Origin of the sequence: Flavobacterium zhairuonense (assembly GCF_004352915.1) — a bacterium.
Lineage (GTDB): Bacteria > Bacteroidota > Bacteroidia > Flavobacteriales > Flavobacteriaceae > Flavobacterium > Flavobacterium zhairuonense.
The window spans coordinates 98,515-121,049 of record NZ_SJSY01000065.1 but is presented as its reverse complement, the minus strand read 5'-3'; the positions used below and the strand labels follow the sequence as shown (position 1 = coordinate 121,049).

Here is a 22,535-nt window from a genome sequence, read left to right as displayed (position 1 = left end):
TTTTACGATTTTGTAAAAGGGTAATTTTTAGAAGCTAATTTTAAAGAAAAATTATTTTTTCCAGTTAAAAATTCTCGGATTTACAGAAATCATCAACCAAGCCCAATTGTTGGTATGATCAGCGTCTCCGTTTTTGATAAATTCCATCGTTTTTGAACCAAACATTTGAGAGTAACCTCCTGTAACTATAATGTCTTTTTTGAAAGTATAACCAAAAGAAGCATCAATCTCAGTTCCTAGATAAGAATCCATTTTTTCATTTAACGGAGTCACCACATCAGCAGCAGCTAAAAACGCATGGGGGCTCAAGCCAAACTGCCATTTGTTTACATTGTAACCCAGTTTGATAAAAGCATCTTGTAAACCCACACTATTTAAATGATTTCCAACATAAAAATAGTCCATAAAACCATTAAAACCGTGGTTGGTTCCAAAAATAGGATTGAAGGACTTGATTACTGAACTGCCGTCATTTGTCGCTTTTCCAGAAAGAAATTCATATCCTAAACCAGCTTTAAAGGCAGCTGTGATATTGTAATTGAAATTTGCCGCAACATCAAAAGCGCTCACTTGTCTGTCGGTGCTTTTTCCGGTTTGTCCGTAAAGCCAGAAATTTGTATCGATTTTACTGTTTTTATAAGTCAAATAAGGACCAAAAGTCTGTTTGTAATCTACTAGAAGTTTAGCGTCAGCATTGGCATATTCGTAACCTGTATTTAATGCAAGAAAACTCAAGCCAAAAGCATCACTGAATTGATTATGATACCACGCATATTGCATTGCTTTGTAATTAGCAACAGTATAAGGAGTTTGAAACGTGTTTTCGGCTGTAGAATTGTAAGCGCCTCCAAAGTCCAATTTCTGTGTTTCGGTATGAAAAGTCACCGTAAGCGCGTCGTGACTCTGCGCTTGCTGTCCCCAGTCTTGTTCTCCCAAAATACGCTGATTGTCATAAGAAAGTACTTGACGTCCTAATCGTGAACTCCATTTTTCAGTGAAATTATATTGTGCCCAAGCTTCGAAAACGGCAACTCCATTTTTATCAGCAACTGCATTTGGTACTACATCTCCCCATGTTCTGGTATTTTGCAATGTCAATTTAACGATTAAGTCTTCTTGTTTATAATTGAAACCTAAACGGGAACGTTGTGAAATTTGCGATGTGCCTTCCTGTCCGTAAGGTAATAAGGTTTTGTAACCATTGCGATATTCAAAGCGTGGCCTTATTTGTAAATTTACGTCTAGTTCCTGCGCCTGAAGTAATGCTGTAGATCCTAGAAGCAGTAGAATTATGGTTTTGATTTGTTTCATGGGTTTGGTATTTTTTTCTTCGGGCGTAAATTTATAAGAAAAATAAGCCTTTGCTAGTATTGTTGGTTATTTTTTTGATTTTTCTCTGACCTTGTAGGAGGAAATTATTTTTAACACATAGAAACATAGTTGTTTGAGGATTTAAAGAAAGGCGTTTCGCTAATTTAAATGAACATAGTCTAGCTATTTGTGGAAACTTGTTTCTTTCACTCTTTTTTTTAGATTGTAAAATTCTATGTTTCTATGTGTTGAAGTGCTTTTTTTCTTAATTCATCGCAGGAGCAAGTTGTTGTTCTTTAGCTGGTTTTTCTAATGCTACTTTTTTCTCTTTAACCTTTTTGGTAATGGTATAATGCATCCAAACTAAACAACCAGTTGAGAATAGCAAAATAAAAATCCATGAGCTTGACCAGATTCCGGTTGCGGTCAATAAATATCCGAAGATAATTGGGCCAAAGAAACCGCCTAAACCGCCAATCATTCCAACCATTCCGCCTACAACACCAACTTCATTAGGGAAATATTCTGGAATATGTTTGTAAACCGCCGCTTTTCCAATTCCCCAAGAAATCCCAATTAGAATTACGAGAACCAAGAAAACCCACATATTGGCATCAAATTTAATAACCGTTACTCCTTTGGCGATAAGCTCTTTTTTCGCAACGCTTTGATTGTGTGATACTACTACATCTTGCCAGCTTGAAGTCGTTGGGAAAATCGTATTTTGAGCTGTATTTGCTGTTTTTTGCGCAATTGGATATTCTTTATCTCCAACTTTTACGGTTTTATCGCTGATTTGGTTTACAACGCCTTTTTTAGCGGCTAGTATTCCAGGACCGGAAGTGGTGATTTCCATTTTTGGAATTGATAATAATGCGCTTAAAATTACCGAAGAACCCAAAACCCAATACATTACTTTTCTTGCTCCGAATTTATCAGATAAATAACCTCCAAAGGCTCTAATAACACCAGAAGGCAAACTAAACATAGTTGCAAATAAACCGCCCATTACTAAACTGGTTTGATACACGTTCATGAAATTTGGTAAAAGCCATTGTGAATAGGCCACAAAACAACCAAAAACCAAGAAATAATAAGCTCCAAATCTCCAAACTCTTTGAGATTTTAATGGCACAAGCATTTGTGAAACCGTTTTGGTACTGCTTTCTGGTTTTTTGTTTTGAGTGAAAAGTAAAAAGGCAATGCCAATTACAACTAAAGAAACAGCATAAATAACAGGAAGAACTTTCCAGCCATTTTGTGGATCATTTACTGAAAAATGATTTAATAATGAAGGAGCTAAAAACGTTGTAATGGCGGCACCGGCATTTCCCATTCCGAAAATTCCTAAGGCGCGTCCTTGCCATTCTTTTGGATACCAGATTGAAGTGTAGCCAATTCCTACTGCAAAGCTGGTTCCGACCATTCCGAATAAGAAGCTCAATAAAGCAAACATGGCAAAACTGTCAGCATAGGGAAGGAGGAAAAGCGGAATCGAACTTAATAATAATAAGAGTGAAAAAACATATTTGCCTCCAAATTTATCCGTCAAAATTCCGATTGGGAGACGCATGATTGATCCAGTTAGAATCGGAATTCCCAAAAGCCATCCAACTTGAATAACATCCCAATGGAAAATTCCGTTATCGACCAAAAAGGTTACTAAAACTCCGTTTAAGGTCCAGCAGGCAAAACAGATTGTAAATGCCAGCGTATTCAGAAATAAAATCTTGTGTGATTGCGATAATGAGTTTGTCGTTTTCATAGTACTTATATTTTTTATCAAAAGTAAGTACTATAACTTAGTTAAAAGATGCGAAAACGCAGTTTTAGAAAAATAATTACGTATTTATACGTATTTTTTTTAAATTAAAGAATACTCAGTTGCTTTGTTCGAAAGTTCCATCAAGTTTTTTACTTTCAATTTCTTCATTAGGTTGAAACGGTGTACTTCTGCCGTTCGTTTACTGATGTCAAGTGCTTCGGCGATTTCTTTGTTTCCTTTTCCAGATAATAACAGCGTAAGGATTTCTTTTTCTCTTTTGGTAATCATCATTTCTTCACCTAAAGTTTGTTTAGGTTCTAATGAATTGGACGGATTTGTCAATTGGCCAATTAAGATAGAAGAAATGTCTCCGCTGAAATATTTTCCGCCAGCCGAAACGCTGTGCAATGCTTTTAAGAATTCTTCTTTTGATGAACCTTTTAGTAAATAGCCATCTGCGCCGGCTTTTATTGATTTCAATACGTATTCTTCCGATTCGTGCATCGAAAGCATGATGATTTTTATGGGATTGTTTTCGCTTCTAAGTTTTTCTACTAATTCGATACCGGTCATGTTTGGCATACGAATATCGGCTATAAGTAAATCGGGTTTGGTTTCGGCAACTACTTCAAGCGCATCGGCACCATCAATTGCTTCACCTACAACCTCAATGTTTGCTTCGTTTTCCAATAAAGATTTGATTCCGTCTCGAACAAAAACATGGTCATCTGCCAGCACTACACGAATGATATTACTCATAATTTACTTAATTTAGATTCTAGGTTTTTACGTATATTCATCTATAACGAAGACGCTAATATACGTAATTTTTGAATTTTTTAATTAGATAATTAGAAAATGTGGCAATTAGAAAATTAGGGAATGTGCCAATTTGATAATTAGATAATTATTTAAAGCATTTCAAAACATTTTCTAATTGTCTAATTATCAAATTGACTCATTCTCAAATTGACTCATTATCTCATTTAAGAATAGGAATATTGAACGTGATTCTCGTTCCTTCGCCTGGGATTGATTTGATGAAAACGCGCCCGTTGATGTACTGGATGCGTTCGTTCATGAATAGTAAGCCCATTCCGGATTCGCTGTTGCGTTTTTTGTCGACTGATTTGATATCGAAACCTTTTCCGTTGTCATCTACAATAATGCTTAGTAAAGTTTCGCTGTGCGAAAGCTGTACTATAATATGCGACGATTCGGCATATTTAATGGCATTGTTTATCGCTTCTTGAGTTAGTCGATAAATATTAATTTCGATTAAAGAATCTAAACGTTGGTCAAAATCGGTTTTATTGTAGAAAAGGATTTCTTTTCCGGTTAGTTTTGAAAGTTCCTGAGTTAGTTTTGCTAATGATGAAACGATTCCGTGATCGCTTAATTCTGGTGGCATTAGGTTGAAAGTTGCTGTTCGAACACCTTTTATAATGTCTAGCGAAAGTTTCTTTAGGTACTCAATTTTTTGTTCCGATTTTTCTCTGTCGTCTAAGTTGATGCTTTCCAGACTGAATTTTAAACCTGTAAGCATTTGCCCGATTCCGTCGTGAATTTCTTTAGCGATTCGGTTTTGTTCGTTTTCCTGATTTTCGACGATTTTGCTTGAAATAATCTTTTGCTGATTGATTTTTTCGGTCGTGTTTTCAAGGTTTAGACGCTCGACTTCGCGCTGTGCTTTTTTGCGCTCGGTAATGTTGAAACAAACGATTAAAAGTTCGAGTTCGTCTTTTTTGATCATTACGGGAACCATAGATAAATCAAGCCAAATGGTTTCGTTTTCTTTGTTTAAAATATTGATTTCCCCCTGCCAACCACTGCGCTGTTTTTCGAAAATAAGTCGGTCGAAATTGAGTTGTTCTTTTTCATCAACGGTTAAAACTTCAGAGAATTTTTTGTTGGATGAGAATTTGGTGTAATTCAGCAATTTGGCAAATTTTTCGCCAATATGAATGATGGAACCGTCTGGTGAAATTCGGCAATAGAGCAAGGTGTTTTCCATTGCGTAATTGAGCGATTTGAGCTCTTTTACAGAGTTTTCCTTGATTTCGCTTAGAATTTCAGTGTCGTATGCCAGTTTTAAAGCTTTTTTTTCTGATGACAAAAGCTTGGCAATTAATCGTTCGATTTTCTTGTTGGTAGGTTTGAAAATGAAGAAGAATTCCAGAAGAAGAACAAGTAAAGTGAATCCGAAAATCCAGTATTCTATCTTACGTTGTTCGGTTACTTTTTCGTGTGCTTCAAGATCGTATTGGGTTACGATTTGATTCATTTTGGAAAGAAATGAACCTTCATTTTCTAAGATTATCTGAACGTATTTTTTATTTTCGTTGGATTGTTTTTTTTGTTTTAAATTTTGTAAAAACGAATCGGTGGCTTTTACAATTTTGCTGAAAATCGGATTGATTTCCAAGTATAATTTATTGATTGTTTCTGATTTTTCTTTTGGGAAAGCAAGGCTGTCGTTTCCGTTTTCGAGCGCGTTTTGGTTCTTTTTCCAAAGTGCCAAAACTTCTTCTAAATGCGAAATTTGTTTCGCAGAAGCAGTATCAGAAACGTAATGCAGAATCAGAACTTCTTTGACGATTTTCTGACTCAGCATTCTTTGCTTACCAGAAAAATTAATGATTTTGGAATCGCTTAATTGCTGATTCAGATTGTATTGAACCAGAAACTGACTGATAATTATAGTTAAGGCAATAGTAAGAAGCGCAAAAAAATACAGACGGCGTAAATTTTTGAAAGTGATTTTTTCTGCTGCTTCCTGATTGCTTTTCTTCATATCTTTTTACAATCCTAAAGAAGCTTTTATTAGGTTTAAATTTTCTTCAGAATAACTTATTTTTAAAGCTTCTTGATGTCCTTTGTCTGACATTTTATCCCAGGTTTTCTTGATGATGTTTTTTAGTTTTTCTTCGTCATGTTTGTGAACAAAAGGTTCTAAATAATATTCTAAAAACACTAGACAAATTACATCTTCAAGCAACTGGGTTTCAGCATCTTTTTTAAGTAATTTTTTCTCAATTAAAAACGAAACACGATCGATAAAAGCTTGGTCGTAACCTGCTTTAACCAAAATTTCAGCTGTAGTTTTTGCGTGGAATTTTTTCAGTTCTTCTCTCCATTTTAAATAACCGACACGATCCATTGGATATGATTCGCGAGCGACTTTCCATCGGCAGATGTGTTGTGCTTTTGAAGCAATTTGAACTTCTTCGGATGCATTCGGTTCAAATTCCATCAGTTTTTTATACATCCTGTCAGAATACAACAATTCTTTCGGATATTCTTTGTTTTGGTCTAATTCGATGTTTGGATCTTGTGCGTTTTCAGCATCAATCCATTCGCTTGCTTTTTGAAAAGGTGTAGTCATTTTTTGGTTTGATAATAGAATTTCAAAGATACGGAATTAAGTAGAAAAGTCGAAAGTCAAAAGTTGAAAGTCAAAAGTCGAAAGTCGAAAGTAAGATGAAAGAGCCAAGAAGCAAGACTATCTAGGTTTTTCAAATCTTGCTTCTTGCTTCTTGGCTCTTTAAAAGTCTAATCAACAAATCCAACAAAAACTTCGTCTTCGACAATCTTTACTGGGTAAGTTGCAATGCTATATTCTTCGCCGTTTAAATTTGAACCATCAACAAGTGAAAAAGTCTTTTTATGCATCGGGCAGGCGATTTTCGGAATATCATCTGCAGAACCTGTCATTCCTCTTGAAAGCACCATTTCCATTTTGTGTGGGCAGGCGTTTTGACAAGCGTACCATTCGTTTCTGCGTGTGAAATTAAAAATTGCAATCTGTTTGTTTTTGTATTTGATGCATCCGCCTCGATTGGTTGGGAAATCTTCAACTTTACCTGCTTTGAACCAAATTGTAGCGTCGCTTGCGTGAACTGTTTCGTATTGATTTAAGATTTCTTCCATTTTGTTTAAATTTTGATTTCCTGTTTCTTGTCCCTCTTTTTACAATCAAGAGAGTTTTGATGGCGCAGTAAAAAAGAGGGCAAGAAGGACAGCAAACGTTTAATGATTTTTTTTCTTTTTTTTGGAGCTTTATTTTAATCACATAGAGACATAGACTTATGAGTTTGAAAAAAGAATTGTCAAAAGAAAATCATTCTAGTATTAGGAGAATTGAAATGCTTTATAATTGCAAAATCTATGTCTCTATGTGTTTAATTTTAAATATTTATGACCAAGCTTTTGGCATTTTTTGATCTCTTAATGGTACGAAAACAGCGTTATCGTCTTTTTCGTCTGAGTTTATAAAATGATTGAAACGTTTCAATAATCTTGGTTTTTCTAGCACTTGTTTCCATTCGCATTCAAAAGTGTTTACTAAAGTCTGCATTTCAGCTTCAAGCGTTTCGCAGATTCCTAAACTGTCTTCGATAATTACTTGTTTCAAATACTCTAAACCTCCGTCTAGTTTTTCCAGCCAAGTTGAAGTTCTAATCAGCGGACCAGCGGTACGTATGTAATACATTAAGAAGCGATCCATGTATTTGATCACAGTTTCTTTGTCGATTTTCTCAGCCAATAAAACGGCATGTTTTGGATTTGCTCCACCATTTCCGCAGATGTATAAATTCCATCCGCCTTCTACGGCAATTAATCCGAAATCTTTTCCGCGAGCTTCGGCGCATTCGCGAATGCAGGCTGAAACGCCACCTTTTAGTTTATGCGGAGAACGGATTCCTTTATATCTGTTTTCTAGTTCGATGGCAAATCCGGCGCTGTCGTCCATTCCGTAACGGCACCAAGCATTTCCGACACAGCTTTTTACAGCACGAAGTGATTTTCCGTAGGCATGACCGCTTTCAAAACCATTGTCGATTAAGATTTTCCAGATTTTAGGTAAATCGCTTAAATGTGCTCCAAATAAATCTACTCTTTGTGCTCCAGTAATTTTAGTGTACAAATCGAATTGTTTTGCCACTTCGCCAATTACGATTAATTTCTCAGCAGTAATTTCTCCTCCAGCAACTCTTGGGACTACAGAATAGGTTCCGTTACGTTGAATGTTTGCTAAAAATCTATCGTTTGTATCTTGTGTAGTTACGTGTTTATTAGCAGTATCATTGTAAATACTTGAGAAAATAGAAGCAACAACGGGTTTACAAACCTCGCATCCGTCGCCTTTTCCGTGATGATCTAAAACATCGTAGAAATTCTCGTATTTGTTGATTTTTACCAAATCAAATAATTCTTGACGTGTGTAGCTGAAATGTTCGCAGATCACTTCTTTTACTTCTTTTCCTAAAGATTTCTGTGTTGCTTTTACCAAATCAGAAACCATTGGTTTACAGCCTCCACAACCCGAAGTTGCTTTAGTCGCTTTAACGACATCTGAAAGTGAAGAACAGCTTTCGTCTAGAATTTTACAGCAGATAGCGCCTTTTGTAACATTTTCGCAAGAACAAATTACGGCGGTGTCTGGCAAATCCATTACGCTTCCTAAAGAAGAACCTTCAGAACCGTCACGAGAACCTAAAATCAAATCTTCTGGGTTTTTAGGCAACGCCATTTCGTTGATGTAAATCTGAAAAAGCGAACCGTAATCGCTAGAATCTCCAACTAAAATTCCGCCCAAAAGTTTTTTAGAATCCTTAGTAACGTTGATTCTTTTGTAAACGCCACTTAATTTATTTTCATAAATAATAGCAGTAACGTCATTGTTTTCGATAAAAGGATCACCAAAACTCGCAACTTCAACACCAATTAATTTCAATTGTGTTGACATATCGATGGTTTCTCTCATGGTTTTATCACCATTTAAGATTTGTTCAGCAGCTACATCGGCCATTTCGTAACCTGGTGCAACAAGTCCGTAAATGTTATGATTGTAAAGAGCTGCTTCGCCAATTGCAAAAATAGAAGGATCTGATGTTCGCATTTGATTGTTTACCACAATTCCGCCTCGTACACCAACTTCAAGTCCTGAAACTCTTGCCAGTTCGTCGCGAGGTTTAATTCCAGCAGATATAACCAACATGTCTACTTTTAACAATTCGTCGTTTGCAAACATCATTCCCGTTATACTTTCCTTTCCATCAATGTATTGTGTTGCTTTGTTAAGATGAATTCCGATGTTTAATTCTTCTATTTTTGATTGAAGCATATCACTCGCGCCTTGATCCAATTGCCTCGGCATCAAACGTGGTGCAAATTCCACCACATGCGGATTTAAGCCTAAATCTCTAACGGCTTTAGCAGCTTCTAATCCTAATAAACCTCCGCCCAAAACTGCTGCTTCTGTAGCGCCTTTAATTTTTATTTTTTTGGCATAAGCCATAATAGCATCTAGATCTTCGATAGTTCTGTAAACAAAAACACCTTCTTTTTCTACACCTTCAATTGGTGGTACAAATGCCGAAGAACCTGTAGCTAAAACTAAGTAGTCGTACGTATGTGTTTTGCCTAAGTGCGTATGAATAGTTTTTACATCACGATTAATATCTGTAATTAACTCTGATGTATTTAGAATAATATTGTTTTCTGTGTACCAATTGGTCGTTGATAGTGATAAATCATCTGCCGTTTTTCCTCCAAAGTACTCGCTTAAGTGAACGCGATCGTAGGCGCGTCTTGGTTCTTCTCCAAATACCGTGATTTGATACTTTTCTTGTCCTGATTTTGCAACAAACTTTTCGCAAAATTTATAACCAACCATGCCGTTTCCAACTACTATTACTCTAATCATGATTTCTTTAATTAAGTATTACTACGCAAATATAAGTATTTATACTTATAAAAATACGTAAATAAAATATTTTTTAAGTAGTGGGCATATTTTAAAAACTACGTATTTTGTCTTAATCTTTTACGTAGTGCGGGTTTTCAATGTTTTTGGAGTTACTTAGTTTTTTTAAATTTGAAAGGATTCTAAATAAGCGTTTGAAAAAAATGTCGTAAATTCATAAGAATTTTACTGGTGTTTTGTTAGGAAGAACATTTTTAAACTAAAATCTCATGAAAAAAGTACTTTCAATATTGTTATTATCAGCTTTAATAATTGGCTGTAGAACGACTGCAAACAAAGAATCTGGCACAACAACTTCTGTAAGTTCAACAGAAGAAGATTTAAAATATTATTTTAAAGGAACAGGAAACGAACCGTTTTGGGGAATCAAAATAGGGAATGAGGAAATTGTTTTTACGTCATTAATACCTGGGAAAGAAAAAATCGTTTTTCCAGCGGTTGATGCGATTAGAGCAATGGATGCTAATGTGAAAATGTACAAAGTCAATAATGAATCTGCTTCGGCAACAATTACCATTCAGCAGTTGGATTGTCAGGATTCTATGTCCGGTGCAATTTCTCCTTATAGTGTCAAGGTAGAAATCAAGAATAATTCTGAACTGGAAACGAAAAAATTAAGCGGATGCGGTAAATATATCACAGATTATCGCCTTCATGATATTTGGGTTTTGGAAGAATTAAACGGCTATAAAGTTTTTGCAACCGATTTTCAAAAGGAATTTCCAAGACTTGAGATTAATTCAACAGAAAACAGATTTTCTGGTTTTGGTGGATGTAATTCGATAACTGGACAAATCTTTTTTGAGAAAGATGTTTTACGTTTCACAAAGGTAATTTCAACTTTAATGGCTTGCCCTCAAGGAAATAAAGAAGGTGAATTTTTGAAAGCTTTACAAAGTACAGTAACGTATTCTGTTGGAAATAATCAGCTGACTTTGTCAAATCCTTCGGGGAAATTGGCTGTTTTTAAGAAGGTAGATTAAAAGTTTTGTTTATTTTGTTTTAGGTTTAAAGTTTCATGTTGCTGTTGTCATTTCGACTGAAAGGAGAAATCGCACTAGTTTGTCGACAAAGATTGGCGATATTGCAAGCGGAATTACTTGTGTGATTCCTCGTTCCTCGGAATGACAAACTTAACGCTTAAATCTTGATTAAATCCTTTACTCAAGCAATTCCTTAGTTTCTTCCTCTTCGTGATCACCTTCAATAAAATCCAATTCCAAAGCCTTTACACTCTGAACTGCATTTCCAGCAATACCACGAATTGATCCGTACATTCCTAAAGTATTGTGAACCACTTTTTCGATTTGTTTTTCGCGCTGTTTCCAGATTCTTTGCATGGCTCTTTTTTCAGAATCGAGATCGCTTTGCATTTGAGTGAAACCTTCTACAATTCCTTCAATCTGCAAACGGAATTCGTTGCTTGTAAGGAAATCATATAACATCGACATTTTATCGCCTTTGTTTTCCTGTGCCTGAACCGCTTGATTGATCTGAATTAAAGATTGACGCAACACAGCGCTTAAACCTTTGAATTCTTCATAGGTACAAATCCAGATTCCGTCGCGCATTCCCATTCGGTCCATTCCGTTTGGCATAACTTCAGTAACCAAAACTCCAATATTGGCTCTTTTGGTTCTAATATCATTTTTAAATTTTTCAATCCACGAAGGTTGGAAAGCTTTTGTTCTTTTACTTTCGTAATAAATAGAACCGCAATTTTGGTGTTCTCTTGTATTTACAACTTGAAGACAGTCAGCGCCGTTTGCCCCTTTCTTAATTTCATCAATACTGTCAAGAGGGAAGTTATTGGCAAGCCATTCTTCAATTGCTAACTCCATTACTTCGCCTTGCAATTGCATCGAACCTTGTTCCTGCTTGCGTTTCATTTCTTCCGTCAGCTTTTTTTGTTCTTCAAGCTGTTTTTGAAGTTCTTTGAATTTCAGTTCGTTTTTATCGTCTTCTTGTTTTCTGATTTTTTCACGTTCCAAAGCCAGTTGAGCATTCAATTGCTTTTCGGCTTCAGCTTGAATGGCATCTTTCATTTCCAGTTTTTCGCGTTGTAATTTGGCGATTTCACCTTCCATTTTATTTAATTCTCTGATTTTTTCCGATTTTTCAGAGAGTTCTTTCTCCATTAAAAGCAAACGATCTTTATTTTCTTCTTCAAGTTTGGCTTTTAGTTTTTCGGAGATTTCTTTTTCGGCTGTTTTTTTCTCACGCTCTAAACGTTCGGCAAAAAGTTCATTTTCTTGTTTCTTTTTGGCTTCAAATTCGGCTTTGGCTTTATCCAATTGTTCGTTTTTAAGCTCTAATTCACGGTTTTGAATGTTAGCTTTTTGCTGGAATTCTTTACGAATGCTATCTTCCAACTGATGTTTTAAAACATCATTTACATCGATAGGAGTTCCGCAGTTTGGACACTGAATTGAAGATTGCTCAGCCATTTTATATTGAAATTTTTATTGTAGAATTTGAATTTGCTAAGATATTTAAAAGTTCTCTTTTTATGATGTGGATTTCTGTACTAATTTGTAACGAATTTTTGTTATGGCCACGAGGGCGCTAAGACGCAAAATTTTTTTTATGATTTAATCTCGCAAAGACGCAGAGGCGCAAAGTTTTATTTATAAGTTACGTCCAGCTTTAACTGGATGGAACAATAATTAAGTTCAAAAGACTTTAACCAAACAGCTACGGATTTGGCTAAAGCCTTTTCTAATTCAACTTTTATACCTCCAGCTAAAGCTGGAGGCAATTCAATAAATCCTTTTAATCCTTTAATCTGTGGCTAAAAAAAACTTTGCGCCTCTGCGTCTTTGCGAGATTAATTTCACCACAAAACTTAGCGTGAACCATTTTTATTCAACAAAAACTCAACTGCAGATCGAGTAATCTCAGAATGATCCTCTTTTGATGTAATTAACGAGACATTTGTATATAGATTAACCTTTTTCAATTCAATAAAACCAATTTCAGAATCTTGATTATTTTTCGCAATGTTTGAAGGAACAATCGAAATTCCCAATCCGTTTTTGACTAATTGCACAATTGAGTTGATGTTATTTGCTTCGTGTACGATCTGTGGTGTAAAATTATAAAAGGCACACAATTCCAATAAAACTTCATGATAATGCGGTGCGTAATCTTTATTGAAGAATACAAACGTTTCGTCTTTCAGTTTTATAATTTCATTTTCAGTTTTAATCTGAATGAATTTTTTATTGTAAACCAATGAAAAACCATCTTTAAACCATAAATGCGATTTTATTTTGGGTGAATGAATAGGCGATCGAATAATTCCCATTTCGATTTTTCCTTGCTCTAAAGCATCAATTTGTTTGGTTGTTGAAATTTCAAAAAGTTTGAAATTTACATACGGAAATAGTGCCTTTAGATGTTTGATTAAATCTGAAATCACAGCAGAATATATCGAACTGATATAAGCGATCCTAAATTCTCCAGAGACATTTTCTGCAATCTTTTTTGTTTTCACAGAAATGCGTTCTAGATTCTGAAAAATCGCTGTAACTTCTTCTTTAAAATATTTACCTGCTTCAGTTAGTTCTACTTTTTTATTATTTCTGATAAAAAGTTTTGCTTGAAGTTCTTCTTCCAGTTCTGCAATTTGCCGGCTTAATGGAGGTTGAGAAATAAAGAGTTTTTCAGAAGCTTTTGTAAAGTTCAGTTCTTCGGCTACAGCCAAAAAATATTTTAGATGACGTAATTCCATTATACTTTTAAAGTATTGTTAATTGATAAAAATAGTATTTTTAAAGTATTTATGAAAGAGGTAGTTTTGGTTTTAAGTTAAATGTTAGATGTGAAACGTTAAAAGTGAAAGCTGTAACGAATAACTCTTAACAAAAAGCTTATAAATTTTAAAAGAAAATAAGTCTCTAGCAGATAGAGCAGATTATTAATTTAGATAGATCATCTTAATCATAATAATATCCCAATCATATAATAGCAAAAAGATTAGCTCAATCTGCTTGATCTGCGAGAGATTAAAAAAAACAAAGACCATGAAAAAATCAACTATTGAAGAAATCAAAGAACGATTTGACAATGATGTCGAACGATTTTCAAATTTAGAGACAGGACAAGTAGCAACAATTGACGCTACTATTTCTTTAGAATTAATAACGGAAGCTTCAAAACGCATTGTTCCAAATGCTGCAACTATTTTGGATGTGGGTTGCGGAGCTGGTAATTATACTTTAAAAATGCTATCTAAAGTGCCAAACTTGAATTGCACTTTGGTCGATTTGAGTTTGCCAATGTTGAATCGTGCTTTTGAAAGAGTTTCAGCGGAAACAAACGGAAAAGTTGAAATCAAACAAGGTGATATTCGAGAAATAGATTTAGAAGAAAGTAGTTTTGATATTATTTTGGCAGGTGCAGTTTTGCATCATTTGCGTGATGATAACGATTGGGAAACGACTTTTACAAAATTATTTAAATTGTTGAAGCCTGGTGGCTGTTTGATGATTTCTGATTTAATAACGCAGGACACAGAATTATTGAACGAATATACTTGGCAGCGTTATGGCGAGTATTTGGAAGGAATAGGAGGGGCGGAGTACCGTCAGAAAGTTTTGGATTATATCGAAAAAGAAGATTCTCCAAGATCGATGAATTATCAATTGGATTTGATGAAAAAAGTTGGTTTCTCAAAAGTCGAAATTTTGCATAAAAATATGTGTTTTGGCGCTTTTGGAGGAATTAAATAAGTTTTTTTATAGCAACGAATTACACTAATTTACACGAATTAATTTTTTATCAGCGTATAAAAATTTGTGAAAATTAGTGTAATTGCTTCGCCAGTTCGCTATCGCTCGGGTCGTGGCAAACAAATAATTATGCGATTTGTTTAGGAGCCGGGAATTTAGTTCTTAAGTCAAAAACTAATTCTGATGGTCCATTTTGCTGAAGATAATCTAATTTTTCAACAGCTTCATCAAGCGTTGGAATATGTCCTTTTGGAATCCACCACATTGCTGTGTGGGCTTTTCCGAATTTCTGAAACCACTCTTTTCGGCGTCTTAAAAATTCGCTGTGAAACGTTTTGTACATATAATGTTCGAGAGTTTCAATATTTTCCCAAACCGAAACATTTACAATAATCTGCTCGTCATTGTATGGGTTTAAGTTTGTGGCGTTGTAGCTATCGTCTTTTAAACGCCAGACAAAACCGTCACTGTTTTCAGCTAAAGTATTTACTAAATCTAAATTGTCTACAAATTCTTTCATGATTGGGTCGTTAATGTCGACGCCTTTCATTTTGGCGATATTAATTTCTGCTAGATGATAACTGCTCATATTTAGACTATTAAAGAGACAGCAATTTACCTTTTTTAGATTGTATATTCAAAAAATTAAATAATATCGACTACAATTTTTCCAATTGCTGAACCATCACTTACTGCTTTATGGGCTTCCATAGCATTGTTTAAAGTAAATGTTCTAGGGTCAATTAATGGTTTTAGCTTTCCTTCTTCAATAAATTTTGTTGTTTCTTTTAAAATATCACCATGATGTTTTCTTCCTTCGTTGCCAATCATTGGGCGTAAAACAAAAACACCATGAATACTCGCATTACGAAGCGAACTTGTTGCTAAAGTATGAGTTCCAAAAGCATAACAACTGCTGATTTGTCCGTAATGGCGAATGGCTTTTAAAGAATTATCGAATGCTTGACCGCCAATAGTATCGTAAATAATATCAAATCCTTTTCCGCTTGTGTATTGATTAACATAATCATCAACTGTTGTGTTTTTATCAATTGGAGTTGCATCATACGATTTTACAATTTCTGCTTTTTGAGAGGAAACTGTTGCGTATACATCGGCACCAAAAATTTTGGCAAGTTGCACTACCATGTGCCCAACGCCGCCTGCGCCTGCATGAACCAAAACTTTGTCTCCTTTTTGAACTTTTGCTCTGTCAATTAAACCCTCCCAGGCAGTAAGCAATACCAACGGAACTCCCGCTGCTTCCTTCATGGTTAAGTTTTTTGGTTTTATGGCGAGTAAATCTGCATCGACAGCGGTATATTCTGCTAAAGTTCCCTGAAGACCTAAAACACCTCCGGCAAGTCCGTACACTTCGTCACCAACTTTAAAATCAGTAACGCCTTCGCCAATTTCTTCGATTATACCGGCAAGATCAGTGCCTAATATTGCTGGTAGAACTGGTGATGCATAAGGCGAAAGTCCAAGTCGGATTTTGTTATCAATTGGGTTAACGCCGCTTGCATGTATTTTAACCAAGATTTCTCCTTTTTTAGGAGATGGTTTTTCAGTTTCTGCCGTTACAAAATCTGATTCGTATGTATTTGTAAATAATGCTTTCATTTGATTAATTATAAAATTTGTGCTGTTTTGTAGACCTGAATTGGTGCTGAAATAAGATTTTCACTTTTGCTGATAAAATCTTGTAAATGTGATTGATTGTTATGAAGGTCTAAACCGGGTTGATCTTTCCATTCTTCCCAGATTATAAAAACGTTTTCAGAATGATGAAGATCATAGCGTATACAAGCAGCTTCTTTTCTTGTTTCGGTTACCAGATTATTCAATAAACTTTGAAGTTGTTGAATGTTCTCTTTTTTACTTTTAATGATGGCAGTGATAGATATCATGATTATAAAGTTTTAAAGGTTTCTTCTAAATGTTTGGTATACTGTTCTTTAAAGGTAATAATATTTTCTGGTGTTGCGCCTTTTTCGACATCATGAAAATGAAATCCGTCTAGTTTTTCCATTCCTGTGAATTTGTTCATTTTATGGAAACCGAACATTGCGCCATCATCAACAGAAGTTTCTTCGAAGAATTCTCCTGGAAGCGTAAAAGCGGTTGCGGGTGCGTTCCAGCTTGTTGTAAGCATATATTTTCTACCGTGTAAAAGTCCGCCAGTTCCGTAGTTGATATCTGGATTTACTCGGCTTCTTCCATCGCTTTTGTAGATTCCGTTGTTGTGTCCTTGCGTAAAAACATCGTCAATGTATTTTTTAAAAAGGTTTGGCAACTGAAACCACCAAACTGGTGTATGGTAAATGATTAAATCTGCCCAAACGAATTTTTCAACTTCTTCCTGAAGATCGATTTTGTTTTCGATATGCGTTGTTTTGATTTCGTAATTTGTATTTTTTGAAAGAAATTCAACCGTCCAGTCCTGAACGGTTTGATTGAATTTTCCACCTGAATGAGCAAATTTTTGCCCGCCGTTAATTATAAATATTTTTTTCATTTTAATTATTTTTTCTTTTGAAAACGGATGTGTGAGGGATAGAGGCGGTATCTCCCGATTTAGAAAAACAAGGCTATTTAGCCGTAGTTTTTGTTAATCGGGAATTTAGCGGATAGCCCGGTTCGCCGCGACGAAACACGCCCAAATTCTAATCATTTAATTGTTTTTTGAGATTTTTTAAACACATAGAAACATAGAATTTTCTTTCTTGAAAAGGGAATTGAAAGAAACTAGTTTCTAGCACATAGTTCTCATGTTTGTCATTTCGAGGAACGAGAAATCACACTCGGGATTCGACAAAGATTGGCGATATGCATTGTGGAGTTTCTAGTGTGATTTCTCCTTTCAGTCGAAATGACAAATTATGTTGGCTATGTTTTATTAATGCGAGTGAAACGCCTTTGATCACAACTAAAGACTATGTTTCTATGTGTTAAGAAGTATTATTTTATTTTTGAAATTGCTTGATTGATAAATTCCAATTCTGAAGCTGATAAATCAAAATCCATTGCTTTAGCGTTTAAAATAGCTTGTTCTGCATTTCTTGCGCCTGCTAAAACTATTGAAATTCCTTTTTGTAATGTTGTCCAGCGAAGCACTAATTGCGAAATCGAAATGTGTTTTGCGTTTGCTAAAGAACTTAATTCTTCGATCAAAGTTTTTACTCTTTGAAGATCAAATTGCCCGAAATAACCATTTCTGTGATCGTTTTCTTTTAGTTTACTGTCTGTAAAATATTTTCCGGTTAACAAACCTCTTTCCATCGGACTGTAAGCAATAATTCCGATGTTTTCTGTAACAGTGAAAGGAATTAGTTCTTCTTCAATTTTACGGTTCAACATACTGTACGCAACCTGATTTGAAGCGATTTGAACTGTTTTTTGCGCTTCCTGAATTTGAGGAATGCTGTAATTGCTAACTCCAAAAGCTCTAATTTTTCCTTGTTGGATTAAAGTTTCAACAGCTTCCATAGTTTCAGAAATTGGTGTTGTGCTGTCTGGCCAGTGAATTTGCAATAAATCGATATAATCGGTTTGAAGGCGTTTTAAGCTTTCTTCAACTTCTTTAATTACGTTTGCTTTTGATGAATATTTGTAAATCGGAACTTTTTTCCCATTGTCGTCAGCGTCGAAAAAGAAATCGCCTTTTCCGTTGTTGCTGCCATCCCAAACCAAACCAAATTTAGTAAGTAATTGAATTTTTGAACGATCTTGGCCCTTAATTGCTTCACCAATCATTTCTTCGCTTAGACCGAAACCATAAAAAGGAGCGGTATCGATTGTAGTAACACCGTGGTCAATTGATGCGTGAACTGAAGCGATTGAATCTGCTTTTTCATTGCCGCCCCACATATTTCCTCCAATAGCAAAAGCACCATAAGTTATAGCTGATAATTGAAGTTCTGAATTGCCTAATTTTCTATATTCCATAATGTTGTATTTTTAAAGCTTAAATTTTACTTGGCAAAATTATACCATTTTTAAGAGTGTAAACTTGTATATATTTGTCTTTTTTATGTAAATTTGCAACTTCAAATAATTTAGGAGTCATGAAAAAAGAAAATTTATACGAACCGTTTACCGTTTCTTTTGAAACATTAGATGAATATCCAGATGTTGGAGATCGTCATAATTTCTTTGAACTGGTTTATATTTTAAATGGAACAGGAACACAATGCATCAACAAAAATATTTTTGAATATGATGCCGGACATATGTTTTTGTTAACTCCTGAGGATTGTCACAATTTTACGATTGAGACTAAAACGAAGTTTTTCTTTTTAAGATTTAATGATATTTATTTGAAGAATTCGAGTTTGCAAAATGAAAATATTCAGCGTTTAGAATATATTTTGCAGAATGCGAATCATCAACCGGGCTGTATTTTAAAAAACGACGCCGATAAATGTTTGGTGAAAGTGATGGTGGAAGCGATTTGTCGTGAACATCAGGATAAAGATGTTTACAATCAGGAATTGATTCAGCAATTGGTAAATACACTTATTATTATAGTTGCCAGAAATATTGCTAAATATTTGCCGGAACAGGTAAATGTGGGAACTGAAGCTAAAGCAATGGATATCCTGCAATATATTCAAACGAATATTTATTATCCAGAGAAAATAAAAGCAGAATCCATTAGTGATTATTTCGGAATTTCGAATACGTATTTAGGACGCTATTTTAAAAAGCATGCTGATGAAACGATGCAACAATATATCAGCAATTATAAAACGAAACTGATTGAGCATCGTTTGCAATTCAGTGATAAACGTATCAATGAAATTGCTTATGAATTTGGTTTTACAGATGAAAGCCACTTTAATAAGTTCTTCAAAAAACAAAAGGGAAATAGTCCTTCTGAGTTTAGAAAAACGATTCGTGTTAGTGCATAAACACGGATTGTACAAATTTGCACGAATTTTTTTTAGCCACTCCCGATAGATGTCGGGATACACAGATTAAAAGGATTTTATTTGTGATAATTTGTGTAATTCGTGTTTAAATAATCTTTTTGATCACACGCAATTTATGTGTGTGTTTGTTTGTTTCAGGATTATAAATTCCGGTATGGTCTAAACGATCAATACGAACTTTTCCGCTTGCGTGAATGATGTAATTATTTTCCATAATGATTCCGACATGGATGATGTTTCCTTCATCATTATCAAAAAAAGCTAAATCGCCTGGTTCGCATTCTTCAATGAAACTCAAAGATTCTCCTTCTAACGCTTGTTGCGAAGCATCGCGGTGAATTTTATAGCCGTTTAATTTATAAACCATTTGCGTAAAGCCAGAACAATCAATACCGAAAGGTGTTTTTCCTCCCCAAAGATAAGGCGCGTTCAAATACATAAAAGCAGTGCTTATTAAGGCGCTTTTTGGTTTTATACCGCTCGTTTTGGTGCCTTCGAAATCAAAATTTGAAATATTGATTTCGTTATTATTTAAAAATGATAATGAAGCTCCAAGCGGAATAGGAAGCAATAGATTATTTGGTGCCGTGATATAATCAATTAAATCGGCATTCAGGATTATGGCTTCTTTGCTTAATTGGTCAAATTGCTCTTTTGAAATTACCTGATATTGTTTTGAATCGACCCAGCCTTCGTAGTCGTCAAATTGAATTCTTATTTTAGCCCACTGATTATGGCGTTCTAAAATTTCGATATGTTCTCCAAATAAAAGCTGTGTAGTGATTTCGCTTCTGTCGCTTGGTTCAGCTCGAACAGGTACTATGGCAAGATTGCAAATTCCGAACATTTATGGTAATTTATAAGTTTAAAATTAGGAGTTATAATTGCTATAACTCCTAATTTTGTTTGATATTATTTTAAGCTCTTTCGATAACAATTGCTGATGCGCCACCACCACCGTTGCAAATTGCAGCAGCACCAGTTTTTGCATTGTTTTGTTCTAAAACATTAAGCAAAGTTACAATTATACGTGCTCCAGAAGCTCCAAGAGGATGCCCTAAAGAAACAGCGCCACCGTTTACGTTTACTTTGTCGTTATCAAGATTTAATATTTTTGCATTGGCTAAACCAACTACTGAGAAAGCTTCATTGAATTCGAAGAAATCAACATCTGAAATTGAAATTCCAGCTTTGTTTAAAGCTTTTGGCAATGCTTTTGCTGGACTTGTCGTAAACCATTTTGGTTCTTGTGCTGCATCTGCATAGCCTTTTATGTATGCTAGAGGTTTCAGGCCTAGAGCATTTGCTTTTTCTTCAGACATTAAAACTAAAGCAGCAGCTCCATCGTTAATTGTTGAAGCGTTTGCAGCGGTTACAGTTCCGTCTTTTGTGAAAACTGGACTTAAAGATGGAATTTTATCTAATTTAACATTAGTATATTCTTCGTCTTTTGAAAAAATAATTGGTTCGCCACGTCTTTGAGGAACTTCAACAGGAACAACTTCATTGTCAAATTTTCCAGAATCCCAGGCTTTAGCACTTCTTTCATAAGATTGAATTGCGAAAGCATCTTGCTCCTCACGGCTGATTTTGTATTCAGATGCGCATAAATCAGCGCAAACTCCCATTGCGTTGTTGTCATAAGCATCTGTCAAACCATCTTTTTGCATTCCGTCCAACATAGTTGCTGGACCAAATTTGTTTCCAGCGCGCATTTGCACGTAATGTGGAATCAAACTCATGCTTTCCATTCCGCCTGCTACTACAATTTCAGCGTCTCCACATGCAATTGCTTGTGCGGCAAACATGACAGCTTTCATTCCAGAAGCACAAACTTTGTTTACTGTTGTAGCGGCAACTTCTTCAGATAAACCAGCAAAAAGTGCTGCTTGACGCGCTGGAGCTTGTCCAACGCCTGCCTGAATTACATTCCCCATAAAAACTTCATCAACTAATTTTGGGTCAAGGTTAATTTTTTGAAGGGCTCCTTTTATAGCGGCAGCGCCTAATTTTGGTGCGGGTACGGTAGATAATCCTCCCATGAAACTTCCGATAGGTGTTCTAACGGCAGAAACGATAACAACTCTTTTGTTCATTTTCTGTTTAATATTAGTTAATGTAAGCAAATTTACTGTTTATTTGAATAAATTCAAATTTTACCTTGCATAGGGCAGATTTTAAATTTAAGGTCAAATTTATGTTAATTCTATTTGTTTGATTGTGAAGAGGTTTTGAAAAAAGATGAAAAAAAACTAAAAAAACTCAAAAAAATAGTTGTGAGATATGGAATGTTGTTATACATTTGCACTCGCAAAACGGAAGCAATTCCTTGAGCAAGGAGAGGTGCCAGAGCGGTAATGGAGCAGATTGCTAATCTGTCGACGGGTAACCGTCGCCAGGGTTCGAGTCCCTGTCTCTCCGCTTAAATTTTGCCTCGGGGTGTAGCGTAGCCCGGTTATCGCGCCTGCTTTGGGAGCAGGAGGCCGCAGGTTCGAATCCTGCCACCCCGACAAAACTTTGCCATAAGTTTAAAAAGAAATGGACGCATAGCTCAGCTGGATAGAGCACCTGCCTTCTAAGCAGGCGGTCGAAGGTTCGAATCCTTCTGCGTTCACGAAAAGCCCTTCATTTGAAGGGCTTTTTTGTTTTGTAGTAGTTTGTAATTATTTATTGAAAAGATAAGATAGCTTAGATGAATAGAGCATCCCGATTTATAATCGGGACGGTCGAAGGTTCGAATCCTTCTGCGTTCACGAAAAGCCCTTCATTTGAAGGGCTTTTTTGTTTTTATGTAGATAGTTTTGATTTCTATCTTCAGAAATTTTAAAATAATGGTTTCATAGCTCAGCTGGATAGAGCAACGCACTTCTAATGCGTAGGTCGAAGGTTCGAATCCTTCTGAGATCACTTCTGAAACCCGCTTTTTAGCGGGTTTTGTCGTTTTGCTACTTTTTTATTTCGATAGGAAAACTTTTTAAAACATTTTTATAAGTCACAAGTGATCATTTTTTTTATTGGGGTTT

19 protein-coding genes and 4 tRNA genes are annotated in these 22,535 nt (G+C 35.3%); 7 read left to right on the top strand and 16 right to left on the bottom strand.

What is annotated here, in order from left to right:
• Positions 1-51: 51 nt before the first annotated feature.
• The 7 genes from EYY60_RS04005 to nirB form a co-directional block, all read right to left on the bottom strand.
• Complete coding sequence (locus tag EYY60_RS04005; protein ID WP_132988108.1) at positions 52-1,311, bottom strand: alginate export family protein; 1,260 nt, start codon at positions 1,309-1,311, stop codon at positions 52-54.
• A gap of 265 nt (positions 1,312-1,576) precedes the next feature.
• Entirely contained in the window at positions 1,577-3,076 is a 1,500-nt protein-coding gene (locus tag EYY60_RS04000) for an MFS transporter (protein WP_132988107.1), read from the bottom strand.
• A gap of 99 nt (positions 3,077-3,175) precedes the next feature.
• Complete coding sequence (locus EYY60_RS03995; protein ID WP_132988106.1) at positions 3,176-3,835, bottom strand: response regulator transcription factor; 660 nt, start codon at positions 3,833-3,835, stop codon at positions 3,176-3,178.
• Between the two features lie 223 nt (positions 3,836-4,058).
• On the bottom strand, positions 4,059-5,870 hold the full coding sequence (locus EYY60_RS03990) for a sensor histidine kinase (protein ID WP_132988105.1): 1,812 nt from the start codon (positions 5,868-5,870) through the stop codon (positions 4,059-4,061).
• Between the two features lie 6 nt (positions 5,871-5,876).
• On the bottom strand, positions 5,877-6,461 hold the full coding sequence (locus tag EYY60_RS03985) for a DUF4202 domain-containing protein (protein WP_132988104.1): 585 nt from the start codon (positions 6,459-6,461) through the stop codon (positions 5,877-5,879).
• 167 nt (positions 6,462-6,628) lie between these two features.
• Entirely contained in the window at positions 6,629-7,006 is a 378-nt protein-coding gene (gene nirD / locus EYY60_RS03980) for a nitrite reductase small subunit NirD (protein ID WP_132988103.1), read from the bottom strand.
• A 265-nt stretch (positions 7,007-7,271) separates the two neighbouring features.
• Positions 7,272-9,785, bottom strand: coding sequence for a nitrite reductase large subunit NirB (gene nirB / locus EYY60_RS03975; protein ID WP_111379144.1), 2,514 nt, complete (start codon positions 9,783-9,785; stop codon positions 7,272-7,274).
• 269 nt (positions 9,786-10,054) lie between these two features.
• Between nirB and EYY60_RS03970 the strand changes: the two genes are divergently transcribed.
• On the top strand, positions 10,055-10,828 hold the full coding sequence (locus tag EYY60_RS03970; protein WP_132988102.1) for an META domain-containing protein: 774 nt from the start codon (positions 10,055-10,057) through the stop codon (positions 10,826-10,828).
• A 177-nt stretch (positions 10,829-11,005) separates the two neighbouring features.
• Here the strand turns inward: EYY60_RS03970 and EYY60_RS03965 are convergent, their stop codons facing one another.
• Together EYY60_RS03965 and EYY60_RS03960 are read right to left on the bottom strand one after the other, a co-directional pair.
• Positions 11,006-12,292, bottom strand: a complete 1,287-nt coding sequence (locus tag EYY60_RS03965; protein ID WP_132988101.1) for a DUF2130 domain-containing protein — start codon at positions 12,290-12,292, stop codon at positions 11,006-11,008.
• 398 nt (positions 12,293-12,690) lie between these two features.
• A complete protein-coding gene (locus EYY60_RS03960; protein WP_132988100.1) occupies positions 12,691-13,578 on the bottom strand; it encodes a LysR family transcriptional regulator in 888 nt (295 codons plus the stop codon).
• Between the two features lie 292 nt (positions 13,579-13,870).
• Between EYY60_RS03960 and EYY60_RS03955 the strand changes: the two genes are divergently transcribed.
• A complete protein-coding gene (locus tag EYY60_RS03955) occupies positions 13,871-14,578 on the top strand; it encodes a class I SAM-dependent methyltransferase (protein ID WP_132988099.1) in 708 nt (235 codons plus the stop codon).
• A gap of 127 nt (positions 14,579-14,705) precedes the next feature.
• Here the strand turns inward: EYY60_RS03955 and EYY60_RS03950 are convergent, their stop codons facing one another.
• From EYY60_RS03950 to EYY60_RS03930, 5 genes are all read right to left on the bottom strand, one after another.
• On the bottom strand, positions 14,706-15,167 hold the full coding sequence (locus EYY60_RS03950) for a DUF3291 domain-containing protein (RefSeq protein ID WP_132988098.1): 462 nt from the start codon (positions 15,165-15,167) through the stop codon (positions 14,706-14,708).
• Between the two features lie 56 nt (positions 15,168-15,223).
• Entirely contained in the window at positions 15,224-16,201 is a 978-nt protein-coding gene (locus EYY60_RS03945) for a zinc-dependent alcohol dehydrogenase family protein (protein WP_132988097.1), read from the bottom strand.
• An 8-nt stretch (positions 16,202-16,209) separates the two neighbouring features.
• Positions 16,210-16,488 carry a putative quinol monooxygenase gene (locus EYY60_RS03940; protein ID WP_132988096.1) on the bottom strand — a complete coding sequence of 93 codons (279 nt, stop codon included), beginning with the start codon at positions 16,486-16,488 and terminating at the stop codon, positions 16,210-16,212.
• Between the two features lie 2 nt (positions 16,489-16,490).
• On the bottom strand, positions 16,491-17,096 hold the full coding sequence (locus tag EYY60_RS03935; RefSeq protein WP_132988095.1) for an NAD(P)H-dependent oxidoreductase: 606 nt from the start codon (positions 17,094-17,096) through the stop codon (positions 16,491-16,493).
• A gap of 443 nt (positions 17,097-17,539) precedes the next feature.
• Positions 17,540-18,526 carry an aldo/keto reductase gene (locus tag EYY60_RS03930; RefSeq protein WP_132988094.1) on the bottom strand — a complete coding sequence of 329 codons (987 nt, stop codon included), beginning with the start codon at positions 18,524-18,526 and terminating at the stop codon, positions 17,540-17,542.
• A gap of 119 nt (positions 18,527-18,645) precedes the next feature.
• Here EYY60_RS03930 and EYY60_RS03925 point away from each other — a divergent pair, with 119 nt between their 5' ends.
• Complete coding sequence (locus tag EYY60_RS03925) at positions 18,646-19,491, top strand: AraC family transcriptional regulator (protein ID WP_035647005.1); 846 nt, start codon at positions 18,646-18,648, stop codon at positions 19,489-19,491.
• A gap of 106 nt (positions 19,492-19,597) precedes the next feature.
• On the opposite strand, the gene EYY60_RS03920 is transcribed toward EYY60_RS03925, so the two are convergent.
• Positions 19,598-20,359, bottom strand: coding sequence for a C40 family peptidase (locus EYY60_RS03920; protein ID WP_132988093.1), 762 nt, complete (start codon positions 20,357-20,359; stop codon positions 19,598-19,600).
• Positions 20,360-20,429: 70 nt separating this feature from the next.
• The gene (locus tag EYY60_RS03915) at positions 20,430-21,608 is read right to left on the bottom strand and encodes an acetyl-CoA C-acyltransferase (RefSeq protein WP_132988092.1); all 1,179 of its coding nucleotides are present in this window, start codon (positions 21,606-21,608) and stop codon (positions 20,430-20,432) included.
• Between the two features lie 241 nt (positions 21,609-21,849).
• Between EYY60_RS03915 and EYY60_RS03910 the strand changes: the two genes are divergently transcribed.
• The 4 genes from EYY60_RS03910 to EYY60_RS03890 all read left to right on the top strand — a co-directional run bounded on the left by EYY60_RS03910 (position 21,850) and on the right by EYY60_RS03890 (position 22,419).
• A tRNA-Ser gene (locus tag EYY60_RS03910) sits at positions 21,850-21,933 on the top strand.
• 14 nt (positions 21,934-21,947) lie between these two features.
• Positions 21,948-22,022: transfer RNA gene (locus EYY60_RS03905), tRNA-Pro, on the top strand.
• Positions 22,023-22,052: 30 nt separating this feature from the next.
• Positions 22,053-22,126: transfer RNA gene (locus tag EYY60_RS03900), tRNA-Arg, on the top strand.
• 219 nt (positions 22,127-22,345) lie between these two features.
• Positions 22,346-22,419, top strand: a tRNA-Arg gene (locus EYY60_RS03890).
• Positions 22,420-22,535 lie beyond the last annotated feature (116 nt).

Excerpts from the sequence above, each read along its gene's own strand:
- EYY60_RS03925 (WP_035647005.1), top strand. The coding sequence starts at position 18,646 with ATGAAAAAAGAAAATTTATACGAACCGTTTACCGTTTCTTTTGAAACA.
- EYY60_RS03995 (WP_132988106.1), bottom strand. The coding sequence starts at position 3,835 with ATGAGTAATATCATTCGTGTAGTGCTGGCAGATGACCATGTTTTTGTT.
- EYY60_RS03950 (WP_132988098.1), bottom strand. The coding sequence starts at position 15,167 with ATGAGCAGTTATCATCTAGCAGAAATTAATATCGCCAAAATGAAAGGC.
- nirB (WP_111379144.1), bottom strand. The coding sequence starts at position 9,785 with ATGATTAGAGTAATAGTAGTTGGAAACGGCATGGTTGGTTATAAATTT.
- EYY60_RS03990 (WP_132988105.1), bottom strand. The coding sequence starts at position 5,870 with ATGAAGAAAAGCAATCAGGAAGCAGCAGAAAAAATCACTTTCAAAAAT.
- EYY60_RS03930 (WP_132988094.1), bottom strand. The coding sequence starts at position 18,526 with ATGGAATATAGAAAATTAGGCAATTCAGAACTTCAATTATCAGCTATA.
- EYY60_RS03955 (WP_132988099.1), top strand. The coding sequence starts at position 13,871 with ATGAAAAAATCAACTATTGAAGAAATCAAAGAACGATTTGACAATGAT.
- EYY60_RS04000 (WP_132988107.1), bottom strand. The coding sequence starts at position 3,076 with ATGAAAACGACAAACTCATTATCGCAATCACACAAGATTTTATTTCTG.
- EYY60_RS03935 (WP_132988095.1), bottom strand. The coding sequence starts at position 17,096 with ATGAAAAAAATATTTATAATTAACGGCGGGCAAAAATTTGCTCATTCA.
- EYY60_RS03985 (WP_132988104.1), bottom strand. The coding sequence starts at position 6,461 with ATGACTACACCTTTTCAAAAAGCAAGCGAATGGATTGATGCTGAAAAC.
- EYY60_RS03970 (WP_132988102.1), top strand. The coding sequence starts at position 10,055 with ATGAAAAAAGTACTTTCAATATTGTTATTATCAGCTTTAATAATTGGC.
- EYY60_RS03945 (WP_132988097.1), bottom strand. The coding sequence starts at position 16,201 with ATGAAAGCATTATTTACAAATACATACGAATCAGATTTTGTAACGGCA.
- EYY60_RS03915 (WP_132988092.1), bottom strand. The coding sequence starts at position 21,608 with ATGAACAAAAGAGTTGTTATCGTTTCTGCCGTTAGAACACCTATCGGA.
- EYY60_RS03920 (WP_132988093.1), bottom strand. The coding sequence starts at position 20,359 with ATGTTCGGAATTTGCAATCTTGCCATAGTACCTGTTCGAGCTGAACCA.
- nirD (WP_132988103.1), bottom strand. The coding sequence starts at position 7,006 with ATGGAAGAAATCTTAAATCAATACGAAACAGTTCACGCAAGCGACGCT.
- EYY60_RS03940 (WP_132988096.1), bottom strand. The coding sequence starts at position 16,488 with ATGATATCTATCACTGCCATCATTAAAAGTAAAAAAGAGAACATTCAA.
- EYY60_RS03965 (WP_132988101.1), bottom strand. The coding sequence starts at position 12,292 with ATGGCTGAGCAATCTTCAATTCAGTGTCCAAACTGCGGAACTCCTATC.
- EYY60_RS04005 (WP_132988108.1), bottom strand. The coding sequence starts at position 1,311 with ATGAAACAAATCAAAACCATAATTCTACTGCTTCTAGGATCTACAGCA.
- EYY60_RS03960 (WP_132988100.1), bottom strand. The coding sequence starts at position 13,578 with ATGGAATTACGTCATCTAAAATATTTTTTGGCTGTAGCCGAAGAACTG.